This is a genomic window from Cupriavidus sp. OV096, assembly GCF_900115455.1.
Taxonomy (GTDB): Bacteria; Pseudomonadota; Gammaproteobacteria; order Burkholderiales; family Burkholderiaceae; genus Cupriavidus.
Map to the genome: position 1 here is coordinate 1 of NZ_FOWM01000005.1, position 16,703 is coordinate 16,703.

At 66.3% G+C, this 16,703-nt stretch carries 13 protein-coding genes and 1 rRNA gene; 6 read left to right on the top strand and 8 right to left on the bottom strand.

Features of this window, described 5'->3' with window-relative positions; genetic code table 11:
• Positions 1-108: 108 nt before the first annotated feature.
• A 5S ribosomal RNA gene (rrf, locus tag BM115_RS12995) occupies positions 109-222 on the top strand.
• 61 nt (positions 223-283) lie between these two features.
• Here the strand turns inward: rrf and BM115_RS13000 are convergent.
• The 7 genes from BM115_RS13000 to BM115_RS13030 all read right to left on the bottom strand — a co-directional run bounded on the left by BM115_RS13000 (position 284) and on the right by BM115_RS13030 (position 8,414).
• Complete coding sequence (locus BM115_RS13000; protein WP_092294407.1) at positions 284-1,537, bottom strand: aromatic ring-hydroxylating oxygenase subunit alpha; 1,254 nt, start codon at positions 1,535-1,537, stop codon at positions 284-286.
• 92 nt (positions 1,538-1,629) lie between these two features.
• Entirely contained in the window at positions 1,630-2,433 is an 804-nt protein-coding gene (locus tag BM115_RS13005; protein ID WP_092294409.1) for a siderophore ferric iron reductase, read from the bottom strand.
• On the bottom strand, positions 2,433-4,271 hold the full coding sequence (locus tag BM115_RS13010) for an IucA/IucC family protein (RefSeq protein WP_369823433.1): 1,839 nt from the start codon (positions 4,269-4,271) through the stop codon (positions 2,433-2,435). Before BM115_RS13010 ends, BM115_RS13005 begins: the two co-directional genes overlap by 1 nt.
• Before the next feature lie 19 nt (positions 4,272-4,290).
• Entirely contained in the window at positions 4,291-4,914 is a 624-nt protein-coding gene (locus tag BM115_RS13015) for a GNAT family N-acetyltransferase (RefSeq protein WP_177219908.1), read from the bottom strand.
• Positions 4,904-6,154 carry an MFS transporter gene (locus BM115_RS13020; protein ID WP_092294415.1) on the bottom strand — a complete coding sequence of 417 codons (1,251 nt, stop codon included), beginning with the start codon at positions 6,152-6,154 and terminating at the stop codon, positions 4,904-4,906. Before BM115_RS13020 ends, BM115_RS13015 begins: the two co-directional genes overlap by 11 nt.
• Before the next feature lie 3 nt (positions 6,155-6,157).
• Positions 6,158-7,567, bottom strand: a complete 1,410-nt coding sequence (locus tag BM115_RS13025; RefSeq protein ID WP_092294417.1) for a lysine N(6)-hydroxylase/L-ornithine N(5)-oxygenase family protein — start codon at positions 7,565-7,567, stop codon at positions 6,158-6,160.
• 289 nt (positions 7,568-7,856) lie between these two features.
• Positions 7,857-8,414: a sigma-70 family RNA polymerase sigma factor gene (locus BM115_RS13030; protein ID WP_092294419.1), complete on the bottom strand. Its 558-nt coding sequence runs from the start codon at positions 8,412-8,414 to the stop codon at positions 7,857-7,859.
• Between the two features lie 378 nt (positions 8,415-8,792).
• Between BM115_RS13030 and BM115_RS13035 the strand changes: the two genes are divergently transcribed.
• The 5 genes from BM115_RS13035 to BM115_RS13050 all read left to right on the top strand — a co-directional run bounded on the left by BM115_RS13035 (position 8,793) and on the right by BM115_RS13050 (position 15,729).
• A complete protein-coding gene (locus tag BM115_RS13035) occupies positions 8,793-9,197 on the top strand; it encodes an endonuclease (protein ID WP_255370807.1) in 405 nt (134 codons plus the stop codon).
• Positions 9,198-9,279: 82 nt separating this feature from the next.
• Positions 9,280-9,612, top strand: coding sequence for a hypothetical protein (locus tag BM115_RS27090; protein ID WP_143093888.1), 333 nt, complete (start codon positions 9,280-9,282; stop codon positions 9,610-9,612).
• 332 nt (positions 9,613-9,944) lie between these two features.
• Positions 9,945-11,120, top strand: a complete 1,176-nt coding sequence (locus BM115_RS13040; RefSeq protein WP_143093889.1) for an efflux RND transporter periplasmic adaptor subunit — start codon at positions 9,945-9,947, stop codon at positions 11,118-11,120.
• 26 nt (positions 11,121-11,146) lie between these two features.
• A complete protein-coding gene (locus tag BM115_RS13045) occupies positions 11,147-14,293 on the top strand; it encodes an efflux RND transporter permease subunit (RefSeq protein WP_092294423.1) in 3,147 nt (1,048 codons plus the stop codon).
• Positions 14,290-15,729, top strand: a complete 1,440-nt coding sequence (locus BM115_RS13050) for an AdeC/AdeK/OprM family multidrug efflux complex outer membrane factor (protein WP_092294425.1) — start codon at positions 14,290-14,292, stop codon at positions 15,727-15,729. The genes BM115_RS13045 and BM115_RS13050 overlap by 4 nt, the downstream gene beginning before the upstream one ends.
• 52 nt (positions 15,730-15,781) lie before the next feature.
• On the opposite strand, the gene rocF is transcribed toward BM115_RS13050, so the two are convergent.
• Positions 15,782-16,684: an arginase gene (gene rocF, locus BM115_RS13055; protein ID WP_092294427.1), complete on the bottom strand. Its 903-nt coding sequence runs from the start codon at positions 16,682-16,684 to the stop codon at positions 15,782-15,784.
• Positions 16,685-16,703: the final 19 nt, after the last annotated feature.

Sequence of the window (16,703 nt, forward strand, 5' to 3'; positions counted from 1 at the left end):
CCTGGTGTAGCGGTTCGCCGCCTTGTGCCACGATGGTACAAACACAACCAATCTTTACTACTCCCAGATTCGCCGTGCTGACATGCGTCAGCGCGGCAACCCCTCATGCCTGGTGACCATAGCGAGTCGGAACCACCCCTTCCCATCCCGAACAGGACCGTGAAACGACTTTGCGCCGATGATAGTGCGGACTACCCGTGTGAAAGTAGGTCATCGCCAGGCTCTTATACCCAGAACCCCCAGCCCCATAAAGGCTGGGGGTTTTGCTTTGTGGGCTTCCGATTCAGCATACTGCACGTGCGATCGGAATTGTCCGTCGCGCCGTGGCTTCCGGATCGCGTACCGGCATCGGTGCCGCGACCGGCGTATCCATCAGCTTCCGATACCAGCCGTGGAAATGGCGCATGCCATCTTCCAGCGGGGTCTGGTACGGACCCGCATCTGTCTTTCCTTGTCGATATAGCGCGCGCCGGCCGGCGTCTACGCGCTCGGCAATCTCGTCGTCCTCGATCGCCGTTTCCATATAGGCGGCGCGGTGCGCCTCCACCAGTTCGCGGTCGAACGCGGCCAGCTCCTCCGGGTAATAGAACTCGATGACATTCATCGTCTCGTGGACACCCTTCGGATAAAGCGTCGACAGCACCAGCGCGTACGGGAAGACCTCGATCATATGGGTCGGATAATAGGTCGCCCAGATCGCACCGAAGTCAGGTACCCGGCCATCGCCGTAAGCGAGCAGTCGCTCATGCCAGGTACGGTACGTGTCGGTGCCTGCGATCTCCAGCGTTGGATGCACGTCGATCCGCTGCACGCTGTACCAGTCTCCATATTCCCAGCTCAGTCCCTCGCTATGCACGTAGCGGCCCAGTCCCGGGTGGAAGGGGCCGATGTGATAGTCGTCGTTGTAGATTTCGACGAAGGTCTTCCAGTTGCAGTCGCAACGGTGCATTTCCACGTGGTCGAGCACGTAGTCGCCAAAATCCAGTTCGGGCCGGTCGAACAGGCCGCGCAGGTCTTGCGCGGCGTTGCGCGGGCCCTCGAACAGGAAGCCATTCACGTTCTGGAGCGGAAAGCGCTCCAGGTTCCGGCACGGTTTTTCAGGAAATTGCGGTGCGCCGATCAACTGGCCGCTGCTGTCGTAGGTCCAGCCGTGGAGCGGGCAGACGATGTTGCCGCCGCGCTCGCGCAGGTTACCCTGGCCGTTGCCGGCAGTCGCGCCGGGTCCGCCGGGTCCGCCGGGTCCGCCGGGTCCGCCGGGGCCGTATTGGCCGAGCATGAGCGCCTGCCGATGCCGGCAGACATTCGAGATCAATTCCACGCCATGGTCGGTGCGCACCAGGACGCGTGCGTTGTCCTCATGGCCCAGCGCGCGCCAGTCTCCCGGGTCGGGCACCATGCGGTCGTGGCCGATATAGCTTGAGCTGCGCGGGAAGATGCGTTCCATCTCCATCGCAAAGACGTCTTCATCGCAATAACTTGAAACCGATAACTGCAAGGCCTCCGCTTCGAAGTGGGAGGACTGACTCAGATCGGACATGGGTGTTCTCCTTGCACGGATGAGCGCCGCCGCGCATGGCGGACGCATACGAGGAAAAATCAGAAAAAAGTGAGAGAGGGGACGCGGGCGGGCTAGGGCCCGTCGCGGGCAGCGAGTCGTGCCAGGCGCTCGGGTACGCGTTGGCGCGGACAGGTGGCGCACATCTCGCCGTCGGTGCGGCGGTAGTGGAGGCAGCAACCCTTGCGGGCGAGGGCGAGCCGTTCGGCGCCGCTGCCATCGCGGTAGGCGAGGAAACCGCATTCGCCGCCCAGGCCGATGGCCTCGAGCCAGCGTTGTCCCAGCGCATGCATGCGCGGCGCGTCCCAATCGGTTCGCTCGCGTTGCACGCACAGTAAGGCGCCGAGGACGCAATCAGCCAGCAGTCGGCCGGCCGCCTTGACCGGCAGCGGGCCGACGTCACGCCATTGCGCGTGCAGCCGAGTCCAGCCTTCGGCGATCTGGCGGGCGACGCCCCGCAGCCCGTCATCCTCCGCGCCCAGCCGCGGCGTATGCGGCGCGATGCGGAAACCGTGGATGCCGCCCGCCTCGGTGCGCTGGGACAATGCCGACAGATCCGGCGCGCACGCACAGCAATGCACGCCAACTATGCCGAGATACACCGGTTGCCAGATATGCAATCCCCAAGCGCGAAGTGACCAATAGTGCGCCCCGGCTTCGGGGACATGCGTGCCGAGGTGCCGCACCATCGGTGCGATGTCCTCCGCGCGCGCCTCACTCCACGCGCGCCCGCCCCGGCCGCCGCCATCGTCGATTCCGTTGATTCCGTCGATTCCGTCGATCGTGCCGATGGTGCCGATGGTGCCGTCAAGTCCCGGCACCACACGTGCCGCCGTGGCCAGCAGCGCGTGGAGCCGGTCCGGCGCGGGCGCGAGCATCAGGCGGCCGCCTTGACGTTGGCGGAGCGGGCGCGGCCCGCCATGGGGTTGGGCAGCGACCCCGCCATGGTCAGGCTCGACGCCGGATCCGCCAGGTTCACCATCTGCAGGTTGTTCTTGAGCTGCAGCCGGTTCAGGCACGAGTGCAGGAAATCCGGCGCGAAGAAGTCGTAGCGCGCGAACTTGTGCTGCAACTCGGGATGCGCCGCCTGGTAGTCGTGCGCGCTGTCCGCCACCACCTGCCAGAAGTCGTCCTCGGAACAGCTGCCGCCCTCCACGAGGATCTGGGCCATGTGCCGGAACACGCCGTCGAACACGTCGATGAAGATGCCGAGCAGCTTGTAGTCCTCGGGCACGTCCACGGCGAGCCGCTGGATGCCTTCCGGCAGCACCGCGTCCTTGTTCAGGATGGCCGACTCCTCGGCGATGTCCTTCATGAACACCCGCGCGACGGTATGCCCCTCCAGCACCAGGATCAGGTTTTCGCAATGCGGCATGAACACGAGGTCGTGCGCATAGAAGCAGTGCATCAGCGGTTCGAGGTAGGCGCGCAGGTACTGGCGCAGCCACGTCCGCGCGGAGAGCCCCGAGCGGCGGATCAGCGCCGGCAGCAGGGCGTCGCCCTGCGGGTCGGTGTGGAGCAGCGCGGCCATCGTCATCAGCCGTTCACCCTCGCGCAGCTTGCCGAGCGGGCTTTCGCGCCAGAGCGCCGACAGCATCTTCTTGTGGGGGCTGTCCGTCTCGAGCGCAGCCTCGTAGTAGCGGTTGCGATAGCCGACCGACGCCACCTCGCGCAGGATGCTGAAACCGTAGCCGCGCAGCGTGGCATCGTCGTTGATCAGCCCGTCCAGGAAGGCGTTGATGGCGGGCGTGCCGGCCATGTAGTACGGCGACAGCCCGCGCATGAAGCCCATGTTCAGCACCGACAGCGAGGTCTTCACATAGCACTTGTCCGGCTGGGAGGCGTTGAAGTACGTGCGCACCGACTGCTGGGCGGTGTACAGGTCGTCGCTGTAGCCGAGCGGGATGATCTTGCGATTGGCTACATCGGCGGCAAACGCGATGCTGAGCTTGTTGAACCACTGCCACGGATGAGCCGGCATGTAGAGGTAGTCCTCTGGCGCTACATCGGCCTGCGCCAGCGCCTGGCGGAACGCGGCCAGGCGCGCTTCGCCCAGTTCGCTCGCCATGTGGGCCTCGTAGTCCAGCCCGGGAATGCTGGCGAAGTGGGCGTTGTCACGATGCACGGCCAGCCAGATCACGGCGAAGCGCGAGCCGGTCTCCGGGGCGAAGGCGCGGTAGTCCTCGGCATCGAAGCCGAGCCGGCCGTTGTTCGCCACGAAGCCCGGGTGGCCTTCGATCATCGCCCACTCGTAGGTCTGGAAATCCGCGTCGAGCAGGGCCTCTGCGCTCGGCGCCTGCGGGTTGTGCTTGTAGGCCGCGCCGAACAGCGTGCTGCTGATCTCGTCGAGGTAGACCGGCAGCTTGTCGGCGGGAATGCCGAGCGTGTGCTTGAAGTCGTTGATGAAGGTCAACGCGTCCAGCGGCACGCTGGCGCCGTCGAGCACGCGCTCGATGCTGGCCGGGTCGATGCGCCAGTGGCGCAGGGCCATCGGCTGGCCGTCGAAGGTGTAGTGGCAGTTGGGCGTGTCGGCGTCGATGCGGTAGCGGGTCCAGCCGTCCGCATCGGCCGCGCCTTGCGCCGCCGGCGTGATGACTACCTCGTGCGCGTATTCGGCGATGGCCTTGCGCACGAGCAGGCGGTTCACTTTGGCCCAGACGGCCGGTTCGAGGTGGCTGACCACATGGCGCGGCTCGCGCGTGGTCTGGGCTTGCAAGGTGGCGTGGATGGTGGCGTCAAGCGGGGCGTTCATCGGTGAAATCTCCTCGGATGGATCGTTCGAAATCGGGGCGGGTGCAGAAGGCCAGCCAGGCGGTCTTCTGCGGCAGGGTGATCTGGCGGTCGTAGGCGAAGCCCACGGCGCGGTTCAGGGCATGGACCTTGTCGTTGCGCGCATCGGGCTCCACCACCACGCGCTGGGCGCCCAGTGTGTAGAACGTGTGCGCCATGACGTGGCGCAGCACGTCGCGCGTGAAGTGGCGCACCGGTGCGGCCGGCGGCCCGACGAAGAAATGCATGCCGATGTCACTGGCGCGCGGCGCGAAGTGCGTGCCGACGGGCTCGTGCGCGGGGTCGTAGCATTCGATCAGGAACGCCGGCGCCCTCTCGCAGAGGCCCATGTAGGCGCCGCCATGGCCGCTCGCGAGCAGATCCGTGTAGAAGCGGCGCGTCTCGTCGAGCGTCAGGTCCTGCATGTTCCAGAAGCGCGCGTAGTCCATGGTGAACCAGCGATGGAGCAGGCCGATGTCGTGGTCGAGCGACAGCGCCCGGATCGTCATGGCCGGGTGGAGCGACAGGCGCAACGCGGCGGGAATCGGCTCGGCGCCTCCACGGGTGATGTCCCAGCGGTCAGCTTGCATGGGGCGCTCCAGCAAGTCCGGCGGTACCCGCGGCATCGGTCTGAGGTTGCGCGGCTGGCGCCGCGTGGCGACGATCCACCCCAAAGGTCCAGCGGTCCAGCGCGGCGGTCAGCAGCATGCCGGCGGCGGCCAGCACGAAGGTGACCTCGATGCCGAAGTGGCTCACGATCAGCCCGGCGCCGAACGACGACAGCAGCACCCCCAGGTTCTGGAAGAAGTTGGCGATGCTGAAGTCCTTGGCGTAGGCGTCCGGCGTGCTGACCTTGAACAGCGTCACCTCCAGCTTCACGATGACCTGGAACATCGACCACCCGTACAGGCAGCGTCCGATCAGCACCAGCGCCGGGGACGGCGCCGCCTGCAACAGCAGCCCCACAGTGCCCAGCAGCAGGTTGCCGAGCGTATGGTCGAGCAGCTTGCGGCCGTCCCGCGTGGCCCGCTTGTTGGCGATCAGCGCCACCAGCGCGACCACGCCCGGAATCGCGAACACCAGCCCCGTCAGCATCTGGTTGTGCATGCCGGAGATCTGCTCCCAGTACACCGAGAAGAACGGGCGGACGAGGTAGGCGCTGAAGTCGAACAGCAGCATCAGCAGGCTCAGGCGCAGGATCAGCCCCAGCGTGCCGCGCCGCGCCGTGCTGGCGGCACTGCCTGCCGCCGGCGGCGGCGCATCGGTGCCCAGCACGCGCACCACCCGGCCGGTCCGGATCAGGTAGATGCACAACGCCATCTGCACGAAGTCGCCAGCGGCCATCATCCACAGGCAGGTGCGCGGGCCGAACTGCTGGAGCGCCATCCCGCCCGCCATCGCCCCGAAGATGCCGCCGATATGCACCACCACCGAGAGCAGGCCGATGGTGGCGCCGTGCGTCTCGGCCTTCTCCAGCCGCATCAGGTACGGAAACATCAGCAGGTAGCTGCTCTTGGTCATGAACATCAGCATGGTCAGCACCCAGAAGGCGGTGACCGTCTCCGCCCAGGCGCTCAGGGCGCCGAAGGTGCCGGCTACGAGCTGGGTGTAGACCAGCAGGTGCATGGTTTCCACGCGCCGCGCCACGCGCGCCCAGAGCGGCAGCGTGCACATCACGGCGATGGAGATGGCGGCGATGTAGGCGCCCACGTGCACCGGGCTGGTGATGCCGTAGCGCACTTCGAAGAACTGCGGGTAGAACGCGATCAGGATGGCGTCGCTGATGACGCCGAACGCGGACATGATGACGATGGTGAGTCGCAGGCTCATGGTCTATCCCGCCACCGTGATCAGCTGCGCCAGCGCTGGCTGGGCCGGCATGGGCGTGCCGTTGCCGGGGGCCGGCACGGTTGCCGAAGCTTCCGTCGCCTCGATTCGCTCGAAGCCGCTGTTGGCGCGCGGGGCGAAGTCCTGGAACGTGGTGCGCGCCTCGGCGCGATAGTGGTCCACGCCGGTCAGCGCGTGCAGCAGCCGTGCATTGCGATGGCAGGCCATGCCCAGGTCCGGGTTGGTCAGGCCGTGGCTGTGGAAGCCGGCGTTCTGCACGAAGATCTCGTCGCCATGCACGTCTACCGCGAAGTTGCGCGCCTGCTGGTAGCGGCCGCCCGCGTCCCAGCGGATGCGCTCGCGAATGCCGTCGATAAAGGCTGGCACGCGATGCGTGTAGCCGGTCGCCATGACCACGCCGTCGGCCACGTGGCGGTAGGCCTCGCCCAGATCCATGTGGCGGAACGTCATCTCGTACTGGCGCGCGGCGGGGTCGAAGTGCATGCCGTCCAGCGCGAGGTTGGTCAGCAGTTGCGTGCGGGCCCCGGCGCGGTGGCGCTTTTCGTCGAGCGTGTCGTAGATCTGGTCGATCAGCGTCTTGTTGATGCCGTTGTAGATGCTGCGCTGGTCCTCCAGCACGCGCGTCTTCACGGATTCGCCCAGGTCGTAGAAGTGGTCGCTGTAGGCCGGCGAGATCAACTCCAGCGTGAGCTTGGCGTTCTCCATCTGGAAGAAGCGCGGCGAGCGGGTCACCCAGTTCAGCGTATAGCCGTGGGTGTCGCAGTCCTTGAGCAGGTCGTGGTAGACCTCGGCGCCGCTCTGCCCGCTGCCGATGACAGTGATGGTGCGGCGCTGCTGGAGCCAGCGCTTGTTGGCGAGGTAGGCGGAGGTGTGGATCGGCGCGTGCTCGCCCGCGCAGCAGGCGGGCAGGTTCGGCGTGCTGCCGATGCCGAGCACAAGCCGCCGCGCGCGATGCCGGAACGGCGTTCCGGTGTGCGTATCGACGCCACTCACCACGTAGCCGGGCAGCGACGGGTCGTGACGGATGTCGAGCACGTCCTGCCGATAGCGCACGTTGGGCAGCTGCCCGGCGGCCCACTTGCAGTAGCGGTCGTACTCCTGCCGCGTCAGATAGAAGTTCTCGCGGATGTAGTAGTTGTAGATGCGGCCCTGCTGCTTGCAGTAGTTCAGGTAGCTGAAGCGGCTGGTGGGGTCTGCCATCGACACGAGGTCGGCCAGGAACGGGTTCTGCAACGTCGTGCCGTCCACGAGCATGCCCGTGTGCCAGCCGAACGCTTCCTTCTTCTCGAGGAACAGGCTGCGTACGCCGGGCAGCGGATCGGCCAGGCACGCGAGGCCGAGATTGAACGGGCCCAGTCCGACGCCGATAAAGTCATAAGGATCTTCATTGCTCATGTTTAGCCCTGGTGGATCGCGAAACAGGAAGGCTTCCGCAGTGGAAGGGGGATACCCATCAAGACGAATGGCCTCGTCATTCGTTTAGTTCGGCCATGTCATTCACTTAAAACATGCGGGGCTGTGCGGGCTCGCGTCATCGAAGCCGTGCTACGCGTGCCCGGGCACGCGCGAGGCACGCATGGCGCGTGCACGTGTGGAAGATCGGCAAGCGGAAGGAGAGCGGCGCGCGGCATCCACCGCGCGGCCGTAGAGATCAGCGGGCGACGGTCATCGCGCAGCCGTGCGCTCAGCGCGCGATATTCATCGCACTGAGGGCGCTGCGCGCATCCTGGAGGATGAAGTTCACCATCGTGGCCGAGATGCCCAGCCGCTCGGCGATGCGCTTCTGCGTCTGGTCCTCGTAGTAGTACTGCACCACCGCGTCGCGGGTGCGTGATGGCAGGCGCCGCATCGCGTCACGCAGGCAGGTGGTTTGCTCATGCGCCATGGCGATGCAGTCCGGCGAGTTGGTGTCGAGCGGTGCGTCCTGCTCGGGCACATCGCCGATGAATAGTCGCTTCTCCAATTGTTGGCGCCGGTAGCTATCCAGCGCGAGATTGCGCACCACCCGGCTGATGTAACTCGCCTCGCTGCGCAAGGCTTCGGGGCAGGGCTCCTGGCAGAGCTTGAGAAACGCGTCGTGCAATACGTCCTCGGCCAGGCAGGGGCAACCCAGGATGCGGGTGGCCACGTGGAGCAGGCTGCGCCGCTGGGCGATGAAGGTGTGTAAAACCGTGCCGGATGGATCGTGCGCAGGGGGCGTGTCAGCGCGGGCAGGGGGCGTGCGATCGTCGATCACTGTCATGTGAACTCCATGGGAAGGGCCATGCGTTCCCCGCAGCGGGGATGTACCGTTTTCAACGAGGCGCCCATCCTAAAGTAAATGCGAATCGTTCTTATTAATGACCGCGCCGCACAAGTGGTCACTGGGGACGAAAGCTGAACACAGACTTAAATGACGTGATATGCGAGGAAGATACGTCTTGTTACACGCACGATGGCGACAGCACGCCAGTGCAGGCCTTACCCATCGGTTGTAATTCCGGAGCGCTCCCTAGGCGGCACGCGGCCCCCAGGGCGCCCGGCACCGCACGTGCGGGACCGGCACGGCTTTCGCTACCTCATGAAGGGAGCGGTGGTGATTTCCTCCCGCCGCAAACGATTTGCCATGTGGAGGTAAGCCATGAAGACCATGAAGACGATGCGCGCCAGCAGTGTGTTGGCCGCCGGGGCGCTGGCGCTGATGTCGGTGTCGGCGCTCGCGCAGATGACGCCGGGCCCGCGTGACCCCTACACGCAGGGCGGTGTCACGTCCACGCCGGTCGACCCCTCGACCAGCGGCGCGCGCACGGGCGACAAGTTCGACCCGTACTCGCAGGGCGCGGCGCAACCGACGCGACAGGATCTGGCCCCGCAGCAACAGCAGCAGATGCAGATGCCTTCGCAAAAGTACGATCTGGTGCCGGGCGCGACGACCACGACCAATCGTAGCTATGGCAGCGCCGCCTATCAGGGCGACATGCGCTGGACCACGCCGAATCTTGGCCGGCCCATCGGCGAGCGGAATCGCTATCTTGATGGCGCCTGATCGTTGATCGGACCCCAAATAAGAAACGCCCCCGGTAAAACGGGGGCGTTTCTTATTGAGGCGGCAAGGCGCAGTCGGACGCGTGAGCGTCACAAAAGTGCGCCATAATCCACTGAAAGCCGCTATCCGTACTCACCCGCCGTGTATTTCAGTGCATTACACGGCAAGTCCTGTCATCCAGATTCTTCTTCAAGCTGGTACGATGACGCGCATCTCGTCATTCGGCTATGGAACTAGTTGCAATCCTGTTAGCCGAATGCTGCATTGCATCACGACGGCGACGGCTTCCCTGGAGGAGACGGTTGTCTTTACCCTGATACAAAGGGTGCCGCCGTGCGGTGCAGACATTACCGTGGCAATGCGCCGCCAGCAAGCATCGGGAAAACCGATTATTGTGGCGGCCGGCAAGACGTAGCGCGACGTTCAGATCGGCGCACGGGCTGGCGCGAAGCACGGTGAACCGGACAAGCGAAGGAACGTGCAGGACATTTCAGAATACGGGGAGCAGGGCGGTTCCACGAACCCCCTGCGGCCGGACACGCGCGCGCGGCGCGGCCGGTCTTGTGTTTTCCTCCAGGCCAGCAAATGGCGAAAGCAGGGGCCCATGGCGACAATCCGCTGAACCCGACGACCGAATTTCGTGCCGGCGACCCGGCACGCCACTTGCGTCCACGCGCTGCGCCGTGGCGCCCGCCTGGTCTACGGGGCCAGGCCACAACATTCCGTTTCATCCTCGAGGAAATCGCTATGCAAGCAATGCGCGCCAGGCGTGCTTTGATTCCGGGCATGCTGGCCATCGCCGTCACGGTCCTTGCCGCCTGCGGCAAGGAAAACAAGCCGCCCGCAGCCCAGACGCCGGAAGTAAAGGTCGTGACGCTGAAGGACGAGACCGTGACACTCGACTCGTCGCTGCCCGGCCGGACCACGGCCTTCCGGATCGCCGAAGTCCGCCCGCAGGTGGACGGCATCATCCTGAAGCGGCTGTTCGTGGAAGGCTCCGACGTCAAGCAGGGCCAGCAGCTGTACCAGATCGACCCGGCTACCTACGAAGCCACGGCCAAGAGCGCCGATGCCACGCTGGCGTCGTCGCGCCTGCTCGCGGAGCGCTACGGGCGCCTGGTGGGCGAGGAAGCGGTCAGCAAGCAGCAGCACGACGAAGCCAAGGCTGCCTACCTGCAGGCCCAGTCGACGGCGGACCGCGCCCATATCAACCTGCGCTACACCAAGGTGCTGTCCCCGATTTCGGGCCGCATCGGCCGCTCGGTGGTCACCGAGGGGGCGCTGGTCACCAATGGCCAGGCCACCGCGCTGACCACCGTGCAGCAGCTGGACCCGATCTACGTGGATGTGACGCAACCGTCCACCACGCTGCTGCGGCTGCGGCGCGAACTGGCCGACGGCCGGCTCCAGGCCGCCGGCGCCAACGCTGCCAAGGTGATGCTGATGCTCGAGGATGGCAGCACCTATAAGGAAGCAGGCCGGCTGGAGTTCTCCGAAGTGTCCGTGGACCCGAGCACCGGCTCGGTCACGCTGCGCGCGGTGTTCCCGAACCCGCGCCACGAACTGCTCCCGGGCATGTTCGTGCACGCGCGGCTGGCCGAAGGCGTGAAGACCTCGGCCATCCTGGCGCCGCAGCGCGGCGTCACGCGTGACCTCAAGGGCCAGGCGACCTCGCTGGTGGTGAACGCCAACAATGAAGTCGAGCAGCGCGTGCTGAAGACCGACCGGACCATTGGCGACAAATGGCTGGTCACGGACGGCCTGAAAGCCGGCGACCGCGTCATCGTGGAAGGCCTCCAGTTCGTGCGCCCCGGCGCCAAGGTCAAGGCCACCGAGGCCAGCGCCACCGCCACCGCCGTTACGGCCCCCAATGCCGCCTCGGCCCCGGCCGCCGCTTCCGCGCCCGGCGCGGCCAAGTCCTGACCGGGACCGACGCATGAGGAATCGCCATGTCTAATTTCTTCATCGACCGGCCGATCTTTGCCTGGGTGATCGCGCTGGTCATCATGCTGGCAGGGGGCTTGGCCATCCGGTCGCTGCCTATCAACCAGTACCCGGCCATCGCCCCGCCGACCATCGCCATTTCGGTGAACTACCCGGGTGCGTCCGCGCAGACCGTGCAGGACACCGTGGTGCAGGTCATCGAACAGCAGATGAACGGGCTGGACAAGCTGCGCTACATCTCGTCGGAGTCGAACTCCGACGGCAGCATGACCATCACCGTGACGTTCGAGCAGGGCACCAGCCCGGACATCGCCCAGGTACAGGTCCAGAACAAGCTCGCCCTGGCCACGCCGCTCCTGCCGCAGGAAGTGCAGCAGCAGGGTATTCGCGTGACCAAGTCCGTGCGGAACTTCCTGGTCATCGTCGGCCTGGTGTCGACCGACCCCAGCCAGACGCGGGAGGATCTGTCGAACTACATCGTCTCGAACCTCCAGGATCCGATCTCGCGGACCGCTGGCGTGGGTGACTTCCAGGTGTTCGGCTCGCAGTACGCCATGCGCATCTGGCTGGACCCGGCCAAGCTCAACAGCTTCCAGCTGGCGCCGCTGGACGTGAGCACTGCCATCAAGGCGCAGAACGTGCAGGTGGCCTCCGGCCAGCTGGGCGGCCTGCCGGCCGTGCGCGGGCAGCAGCTCAATGCGTCGGTGATCGGCAAGACCCGTCTCCAGACCGCCGAGCAGTTCGGCAACATCCTGCTGAAGGTCAATCCGGACGGCTCGCAGGTGCGCCTCAAGGACGTGGCCGACGTGGGCCTGGGCGGCCAGGACTACAACATCAACGCGCAGTACAACGGCCGCCCGGCTTCGGGTATCGCCATCCGGCTGGCCTCGGGCGCTAACGCGCTGGATACGGTGAAGGCCATCCGCGCCACGCTGAACCAGCTCGAGCCGTCGTTCCCGGCGGGCATGCAGGTGGTGTTCCCGTACGACACGACGCCAGTCATCGCCGATTCGATCCACGAAGTGGTGAAGACGCTGCTCGAAGCCATCGTGCTCGTGTTCCTGGTGATGTATCTGTTCCTGCAGAACTTCCGCGCCACGCTGATCCCGACGATCGCCGTGCCGGTGGTGCTGCTGGGCACGTTTGGCGTGCTGGCGGCGTTCGGCTACTCGATCAACACCCTGACGATGTTCGGCATGGTGCTCGCCATCGGCCTGCTGGTGGACGATGCCATCGTGGTGGTGGAGAACGTCGAGCGGGTGATGTCCGAGGAGGGGCTGGGGCCGAAGGAGGCCGCCCGGAAGTCGATGGGGCAGATCCAGGGCGCGCTGGTCGGCATCGCGCTGGTGCTGTCGGCAGTGTTCCTGCCGATGGCGTTCTTCGGCGGCTCCACGGGCGTGATCTACCGCCAGTTCTCGATCACGATCGTCTCGGCGATGGTGCTCTCGGTGCTGGTGGCGCTGATCTTGACCCCGGCACTGTGCGCGACCATGCTCAAGCCGATCGAGAAGGGCGACCACGGCGAGCACAAGAAGGGCTTCTTCGGCTGGTTCAACCGCAGCTTCATCCGCTCCACGCAGCGCTATGAGCGCAGCGTGGTCGGCATCCTGAAGCGGCGCGTGCCCTACCTGATCATCTACGTGCTGATCGTGGCGGGCATGGCCTTCCTGTTCACGCGCATCCCCACCTCGTTCCTGCCGGAAGAAGACCAGGGCGTGCTCTACGCCCAGGTGCAGACCCCGGCCGGCGCCACGGCGGAGCGCACGCAGGCGGTGCTCGACCAGATGCGGAACTACCTGCTCAATGACGAGGGCAAGATCGTCAGCTCGCTCTTCACCGTGAACGGCTTCAACTTCGCCGGCCGCGGCCAGAGTTCGGGCCTGGCGTTCATCCTGCTCAAGCCGTTCAAGGAGCGCGAGGGCGACGCCACCAGCGTGTTCGACCTCACCAAGCGCGCCCAGGCCAAGTTCAGCACCTTCCGGGACTCGCTGGCCTTCGCCTTTGCGCCGCCGGCCGTGCAGGAGCTGGGCAACGCCACCGGCTTCGACTTCTACATGCAGGACCAGGCCGGCCTGGGGCATGACGCGCTGATGGAAGCCCGCAACAAGTTCCTGTCGCTGGCCGCCAAGGACCCGGCGCTGCAACGCGTGCGCCCGAACGGGCTGAACGACGAGCCGCAGTACCAGCTGGAGATCGACGACGAGCGCGCCCGCGCGCAAGGCGTGTCGCTGGCGGACATCAACAGCACCATCTCCATCGCCTGGGGTTCCAGCTACGTGAACGACTTCATCGACCGCGGTCGCGTGAAGCGCGTCTACCTGCAGGGCCGCCCCAACGCGCGCATGAATCCGGAAGATCTGGACAAGTGGTTCGTGCGTAACGACAAGGGCGACATGGTGGCGTTCTCGACCTTCGCCACCGGCAAGTGGGGCTATGGCTCGCCCAAGCTCCAGCGCTACAACGGCGTGCCGGCGGTGGAAATCCTGGGCGAACCGGCGGCGGGCAAGAGCTCCGGCGAGGCCATGGCGGCGGTGGAAGCCATCATGAAGCAGATGCCGCAGGGCATTGCCTACTCGTGGACCGGCCTGTCGTACGAAGAGCGGCTGTCGGGCTCGCAGGCGCCGGCGCTCTACGCGCTGTCCCTGCTGGTGGTGTTCCTGTGCCTCGCCGCGCTGTATGAAAGCTGGGCGATTCCGTTCTCGGTGATGCTGGTGGTGCCGCTCGGCGTGGTCGGCGCGCTGCTGGCGACGATTGGCCGGGGCTTGTCCAACGACGTGTTCTTCCAGGTGGGCCTGCTGACGACCATCGGCCTGTCCGCCAAGAACGCGATCCTGATCGTGGAATTCGCCAAGGAACTGCACGAGCAGGGCAAGAGCCTGGTCGATGCGGCCGTGGAGGCGTGCCGGATGCGCCTGCGGCCGATCATCATGACCTCGCTCGCGTTCATTCTCGGCGTGTTCCCGCTGGCGGTGTCGCAAGGCGCCGGCTCGGGCAGCCAGCACGCCATCGGTACCGGCGTGATCGGCGGCATGCTCACGGCCACGGTGCTGGCCATCTTCTGGGTGCCGCTGTTCTTCGTGGTGGTGAACGCGCTCAAGGAGCGCCGCGAGAAGCACGATTCCTCCTCCCTCGAAAAGGAGGCCAAAGCATGAGACAAACGCTAATCAGCATGGCCGTCGCCGCTAGCGCGGCGCTCGCGGGGTGCAGCCTGATCCCGACCTACGAGCGTCCGGCGGCGCCGGTGGAAGCCGCCTATCCGCAGGGCGAAGCCTACCCGGCCGCCAACGGCGCCGGCCAGGTGCCACCGGCCGCGGAACTGGGGTGGCGCGACTACTTCGCCGATCCGCGCCTGCAGCGGCTGATCGACGTCGCGCTGCAGAACAACCGCAACCTGCGCGTGGCGGCCCTGAACGTGGAGGCGTACCGCGCGCAGTACCGCATCCAGCGCGCGGACCTGTTCCCGCAGGTGGGCGTGGCGGCGCAGGGCACGCGGCAGCGCGTGCCGGCCGACCTCTCCAGCACGGGCCAGCGGGTCATCAGCAGTTCGTATGGCGTGTCGCTGGGCACCACCGTTTGGGAAATCGACCTGTTCGGCCGGCTGCGCAGCCTGAGCCAGGCAGCGCTGGAGCAGTATTTCGCCAGCGACGAAGCCCAGCGCAGCACGCATATCGCGCTGGTGGCCAGCGTCGCCAACGCCTACCTGACGCTGCGCGCCGACGAGGCGCAGCTGAAGCTGACGCGCGAGACGCTGGTGACCTACGAGCGGACCTACAACCTCACGCGCCGCAGCTACGAGGAAGGCATTTCCTCGCGGCTGGACCTGCGCCAGTCGCAGACCCAGGTGGAAAACGCCCGGGCCTCGCTGAGCCGCTATACGCGGCTGGTGGCGCAGGACACCAATGCGCTGACGCTGCTGCTCGGCGCGAGCCTGCCGGCGGACCTGCCCGAAGGGCTGCCGCTCGATGGCAAGCTGGTGGCGGACGTGCCGGCGGGTTTGCCGTCTGACCTGCTCCAGAACCGCCCGGACATCCTCGCCGCCGAGCACCGCCTGCTGTCGGCCAACGCCGATATCGGCGCGGCGCGCGCGGCGTTCTTCCCGAGCATCTCGCTGACCGCCTCGGCGGGCACGGCGAGCCGCCAGTTGTCGGGGCTGTTCGATGCGGGTTCGGGCACGTGGCTGTTCTCGCCGCAGATCAACCTGCCGATCTTCACGGCGGGTAGCCTGAGCGCCAGCCTGGATTACGCGCGGATCCAGAAGGACATCAACGTGGCGACGTACGAGCAGACCGTGCAGTCGGCCTTCCGCGAAGTGGCGGACGGGCTGGCGGCGCGCGGCACGTACACGGAGCAGCTCCAGGCGCAGGTGCGCCTGGTCGAGGCGAGCCGGGACTACTTCCAGCTCGCCGAGGGCCGCTATCGCACCGGGGTAGACAACTACCTGACGCTGCTCGACGCGCAGCGGCAGCTGTTCGCGCAGCAACAGGTGCTGATCGACTCGCGCCTCAACCAGCTGACCAGCGAGGTCAACCTGTACAAGGCGCTGGGCGGTGGGTGGAACGAGGTGACGGCGCAGGCGAAGGGCGGCTGAAGACGTTCTCCCCTCTCCTGCTTGCGGGAGAGGGGAGCCCAAGCCAGCGCTGCTACAGCGTCGACTTCCCGAACAAGCTTTCCAGCAGGTCCACCACCAGCTCGGCCGTCTGATTGTGGACGTCCCGGGCCGGGTTCAGCTCCAGCACATCGAGCGACCCCAGCGCCCCGGTATCCTCGATCATCTCCAGCGCCAGATGCGCCTCCCGATACGTCGGCCCGCCGCGTACCGGCGTACCCACCCCCGGCGCGATCTGCGCATCCAGGAAATCCACATCGAAGCTGACATGCAGATGCGTATTCGCGTCGATGCCGGCGAGCGCCTGCTCCATCGTCTGACGCATGCCGTTTTCGTCGATATAACGCATGTCGTAGACCGTCAGCCCCAGCTCGCGCAGGCGCAGCTTCTCCCCGGCATCCACGCTGCGGATGCCCACCTGGCGGATCGACTGGGCCGACATGGCCGGCGTGACGCCGCTCAGGGCGGTCAGCGGCGCGGGACCGTCGCCGCACAGGCAGGCCACCGGCATGCCGTGGATATTGCCCGTGGGACTGGTGCTGCCGGTGTTGGCGTCCGCGTGGGCATCGAGCCACAGCACCAGCAGTCGCTTGCCGGTCTCGCGGCAGTGGCGCGCGGCGGCGCTGATCGAGCCGATGGCCAGGCAGTGGTCGCCGCCCATCAGCAGCGGCATCTGGCCGCTGGCGAAGCAGGCATAGGCGGTGTCGAACACCAACTGGTTCCACGTCAGCACTTCCTGCAGGTGGCGCATGCCGTCGACGGGAAGCTGGCCGGGGTTGCCCGGGCCGCTGAGGTTGCCGAAGTCGGTCACCTGCAGTCCGTTGCGCGCCAGCGCCCCGGCAATATCGGCCACGCGCAGGGCCTCCGGCCCCATCGACGTACCGCGAATGCTGGCACCGACATCGGTGGGCGCGCCAATCAGCGTGACAGGATGCATGGGAGGCTCCGGTAGTTGC

Excerpts from the sequence above, each read along its gene's own strand:
- BM115_RS13035 (WP_255370807.1), top strand. The coding sequence starts at position 8,793 with ATGAAGACCATGAAGACGATGCGCGCCAGCAGTGTGTTGGCCGCCGGG.
- BM115_RS13030 (WP_092294419.1), bottom strand. The coding sequence starts at position 8,414 with ATGACAGTGATCGACGATCGCACGCCCCCTGCCCGCGCTGACACGCCC.
- BM115_RS13050 (WP_092294425.1), top strand. The coding sequence starts at position 14,290 with ATGAGACAAACGCTAATCAGCATGGCCGTCGCCGCTAGCGCGGCGCTC.
- BM115_RS13040 (WP_143093889.1), top strand. The coding sequence starts at position 9,945 with ATGCAAGCAATGCGCGCCAGGCGTGCTTTGATTCCGGGCATGCTGGCC.
- BM115_RS13020 (WP_092294415.1), bottom strand. The coding sequence starts at position 6,154 with ATGAGCCTGCGACTCACCATCGTCATCATGTCCGCGTTCGGCGTCATC.
- BM115_RS13000 (WP_092294407.1), bottom strand. The coding sequence starts at position 1,537 with ATGTCCGATCTGAGTCAGTCCTCCCACTTCGAAGCGGAGGCCTTGCAG.
- BM115_RS13015 (WP_177219908.1), bottom strand. The coding sequence starts at position 4,914 with ATGCAAGCTGACCGCTGGGACATCACCCGTGGAGGCGCCGAGCCGATT.
- rocF (WP_092294427.1), bottom strand. The coding sequence starts at position 16,684 with ATGCATCCTGTCACGCTGATTGGCGCGCCCACCGATGTCGGTGCCAGC.
- BM115_RS13025 (WP_092294417.1), bottom strand. The coding sequence starts at position 7,567 with ATGAGCAATGAAGATCCTTATGACTTTATCGGCGTCGGACTGGGCCCG.
- BM115_RS13045 (WP_092294423.1), top strand. The coding sequence starts at position 11,147 with ATGTCTAATTTCTTCATCGACCGGCCGATCTTTGCCTGGGTGATCGCG.
- BM115_RS13005 (WP_092294409.1), bottom strand. The coding sequence starts at position 2,433 with ATGCTCGCGCCCGCGCCGGACCGGCTCCACGCGCTGCTGGCCACGGCG.